The 3,263-nt window shown below is 35.6% G+C and carries 5 protein-coding genes; all 5 read right to left on the bottom strand.

The window, feature by feature from the left end; all coding sequences use genetic code 11:
- On the bottom strand, positions 1 to 243 hold a 243-nt coding region (locus tag A9G35_RS07085), incomplete at its 3' end, for a transposase (protein WP_065636273.1).
- Between the two features lie 58 nt (positions 244 to 301).
- Positions 302 to 985 (bottom strand): RHS repeat-associated core domain-containing protein, encoded by a 684-nt coding sequence (locus A9G35_RS13695; RefSeq protein ID WP_081300155.1) that lies wholly within the window; start codon positions 983 to 985, stop codon positions 302 to 304.
- Between the two features lie 180 nt (positions 986 to 1,165).
- On the bottom strand, positions 1,166 to 1,765 hold the full coding sequence (locus tag A9G35_RS07075; protein ID WP_065636271.1) for a hypothetical protein: 600 nt from the start codon (positions 1,763 to 1,765) through the stop codon (positions 1,166 to 1,168).
- The gene (locus tag A9G35_RS07070) at positions 1,762 to 2,703 is read right to left on the bottom strand and encodes an RHS repeat-associated core domain-containing protein (protein WP_065636270.1); all 942 of its coding nucleotides are present in this window, start codon (positions 2,701 to 2,703) and stop codon (positions 1,762 to 1,764) included. The genes A9G35_RS07075 and A9G35_RS07070 overlap by 4 nt, the downstream gene beginning before the upstream one ends.
- Positions 2,704 to 2,962: 259 nt before the next feature.
- Positions 2,963 to 3,263 (bottom strand): hypothetical protein (locus A9G35_RS07065; RefSeq protein WP_176701406.1); only part of this gene is annotated, 301 nt, incomplete at its 5' end.

Genomic DNA, 3,263 nt, shown 5'->3' with positions numbered 1-3,263 from the left:
CATACGCAGCTGTTTAAGCTCTTTACGCAACGCGATTAGCTCTTGTTCTTGTGGACTGCGATTATCTTTTGTTTTAAATGAGCCACTTTGGCTTGATTGCGTTATCCAACGGTCCAATGCTGATGGTGTCAAATCATATTCTGCAACGATTTCACTACGTGATTTACCATGTTGATAAAGACTGACCATTTGGTGTTTAAAATCATCTGTGAATGTTCGTCTTTTGCGTTTAATCTTATTCATATTTGTTCCTTTTTTAGTTGTGATAAGTTTACCTTACCCCTTAAAAAAGTTGTATGAATTAGTGTAGCCGATCCAGCCCTATTTGTTTATTATGTGTAGTAACATCTGAAACAAAAGTATCTGGCACTAATTGTTCATCAGTCCCTTTTCCAGCGATCCCCTTAACGCCTTTATCAGCAACCTTAACCAACCCTAACGGATCAATCCAATTTATCGGATCGCTACCAGCATATTGATAACTATTTAGTCCACCCAGTATACCAAGCGGATCTTGAGTGATATACCTGCCTGTAAATGGGTCGTAATAACGGTTTAGGTTGTAGTGAAGTCCCGTCTCCTCATCATAATATTGCCCTTGGAACCTTAACGGGTTATCCGGCAGGGCGTGGAAATCGTCTTGATGGTAGGTTTCGTTTATTATCTGCCCATAGGCATTATACTGGCATTCATAGAGGGTGTCACCCATGTTGCTGGTGAGGGCAATGGGGGTGCCGAGGTGGTCGTTTTGGTACCAGTATAGTTTGATATTATCTTGCTGTGCATTGCCGTGGACAAGGGCTAATGGGCGGTAGGAGTCCGGCTCGTAAAGGTAGGTTTGCCAGTGTTTATCATTATCGGTTTCGGCAATAAGCCGGCTACCTTGCCAGATAAATTCAATAGTTTTGCCATCCACGGTTTTGCTAGTACGCCGATTAAAGGCATCATAAGTATAGGTGATAATGAGCCCCGTCGGCTTAATCACTTTGATTAACCGGTGCCGGCAGTCGTACTCATAGTGGGTGACTAGACTGTGGTCTTTTCCGCGCTTTTCAGCAATCAGATTACCAAAGCGGTCATACTCAAAAATCGTCTGTCCAAAAGTATTATACGGAGATTGGTATTTTCAGTAAAAATGTTACCAGACTACTATTTTGTTTTTTAATTACCATGTAAATTTTTTATCTTCACATTTATATAAAATTTTAGCTACATATATAGTAAAGGAGGAACTACAATTAGGGCATTTTTTTAAATTAACCCTGTGTAATTTTTTTTCTAACAAATCAAGTTTAGAGCTATCTGGTTTACCACTTTTATCTAAAATAATATAAATCGCTCCAGGATCAATGACTAATGAAACATATTCTTGATGACAAGTAAAACAAACCACTCTTTGAATATATGTTTTAATTGAATTGATGAAATCTTGATCATTAAAAGTATCATTAATTACTTTTTGATCTAACACGTTTAAATCAATATCATAATTTGGCCATACAATACAATAAGGAGCATCATAAAATGTGATATTTTCTTTTTGATTTTTTGGAAATTGAGGGCGTTTAAAAATAGCTAATCGTGTATTATTTCCATTCTGTATTATTTTATAGAGCTCATCCGGAAGATCGTTATCACGTAATAAAGGCATATTATAATATGAATCTATAATTTTAGTTTTGAATAAGAATTCCACTTCTGTGAAGTTTTTATCATTAGGAAAAATATATTTAAAATCTACTCCTTCTGCTTTTATCCATTTCATGGCTTTACTCCATTAATAATTAAATATTCTGACTCTGTTGAAGTTTCTAAAATTTGTTGTATAACTTTGCTCCTTGGAATTTTTATATGCAAAATTGTACTACCGAATCTTTGTGCTATCTCTTTATTTGTAGAGAAAGATATTAGAGATCTTCCACCAGAAATTGAATAGATTTCTTGGCCAAATTCACCATGAGCAAGTACATATTGTTCTATGCTTCCCCATTCCTTAATTGCTTTTGCATGAACATATTTAGTTTCAATAATAGCTTTACTTAAAGCATCTCTTATCGGTATATTAGAAAATCGTGCAGCATAATAAGTATTTGCTCCTGTTTGACTTAAAATCCAACCAGTTTCATCATATAATAATAATTCTGCTTCAAATTTTGTTCCTCTGTAAAGTTCTATTAAATCCAATCCTAACGGATCTATTCCGCTAATAGGATTATTACCTACATATCGATATAGATTGATATCACTTAAAATCCCTATTGGATCTTGAGTAATATACCTGCCTGTAAATGGATCGTAATAACGGTTTAGGTTGTAGTGAAGTCCCGTCTCCTCATCATAATATTGCCCTTGGAACCTTAACGGGTTATCCGGCAGGGTTTGGAAATCGTCTTGATGGTAGGTTTCGTTTATTATCTGCCCATAAGCATTATACTGGCATTCATAGAGGGTGTCACCCATGTTGCTGGTTAGGGCAATGGGGGTGCCGAGGTGGTCGTTTTGGTACCAGTAGAGTTTGATATTATCTTGCTGTGCATTGCCGTGGACAAGGGCTAATGGGCGGTAGGAGTCCGGCTCGTAAAGGTAGGTTTGCCAGTGTTTATCATTATCCGTTTCGGCAATAAGCCGACTACCTTGCCACAAATTTGTCTGGAACAAATTTGAACAACGCGTTAGCGTTGGCCCTGCAAGGGTGAGTCTCATGGATGAGACGAATACAGGAATTCGATGGTTTTACCATCCACGGTTTTGCTAGTACGCCGATTAAAGGCATCATAGGTGTAGCTAAATCGTTCAACTTTATCATAATATTAACAACGTAATAGTAGATAGTTAGATGAATTTAGTTTTATTGTTAATCGACACAATAATGATTAAAATTTAGCAAAGCAAATTAATTATTGAACTTGCTTTGCAAGTTTAAAAGAGGATAATATCCTCCAGTAACATACTAGGATGTTGATTATTTCAGTTCTGATAAGACTCGATCTAAAAATCTCAAAAACTCAAATATATCAGAAAAGCGACCATTTTTACCTCTAACTGGAAGTTTTATTATTTGATTATTCTTGAGATAAATTAATATATTTTCCGATGATTTATCTCCCTCAATAGAGGTTTTTTTTATATCATTAAATAAAACATAAATATTGTTATGATTGGTTGTCCAACTAATACCATTTTCACATATAGTAATAGAGTCGTTTTCCGGTGAGTTATCATATATCCCGAAAATCTTTCCCAAACGAGTATTATTTTTTTTT

This window comes from Gilliamella sp. Choc5-1, from assembly GCF_001690595.1.
In the GTDB taxonomy this organism is placed as follows: Bacteria; Pseudomonadota; Gammaproteobacteria; order Enterobacterales; family Orbaceae; genus Gilliamella; species Gilliamella apicola_M.
The sequence above is the reverse complement of the archived record's forward strand: the minus strand, read 5'-3'. Positions and strand labels throughout refer to the sequence as shown.

Coding starts and splice junctions, on each gene's coding strand:
- A9G35_RS07075 (WP_065636271.1), bottom strand. CDS start 1,765: ATGAAATGGATAAAAGCAGAAGGAGTAGATTTTAAATATATTTTTCCT.
- A9G35_RS07070 (WP_065636270.1), bottom strand. CDS start 2,703: ATGAGACTCACCCTTGCAGGGCCAACGCTAACGCGTTGTTCAAATTTG.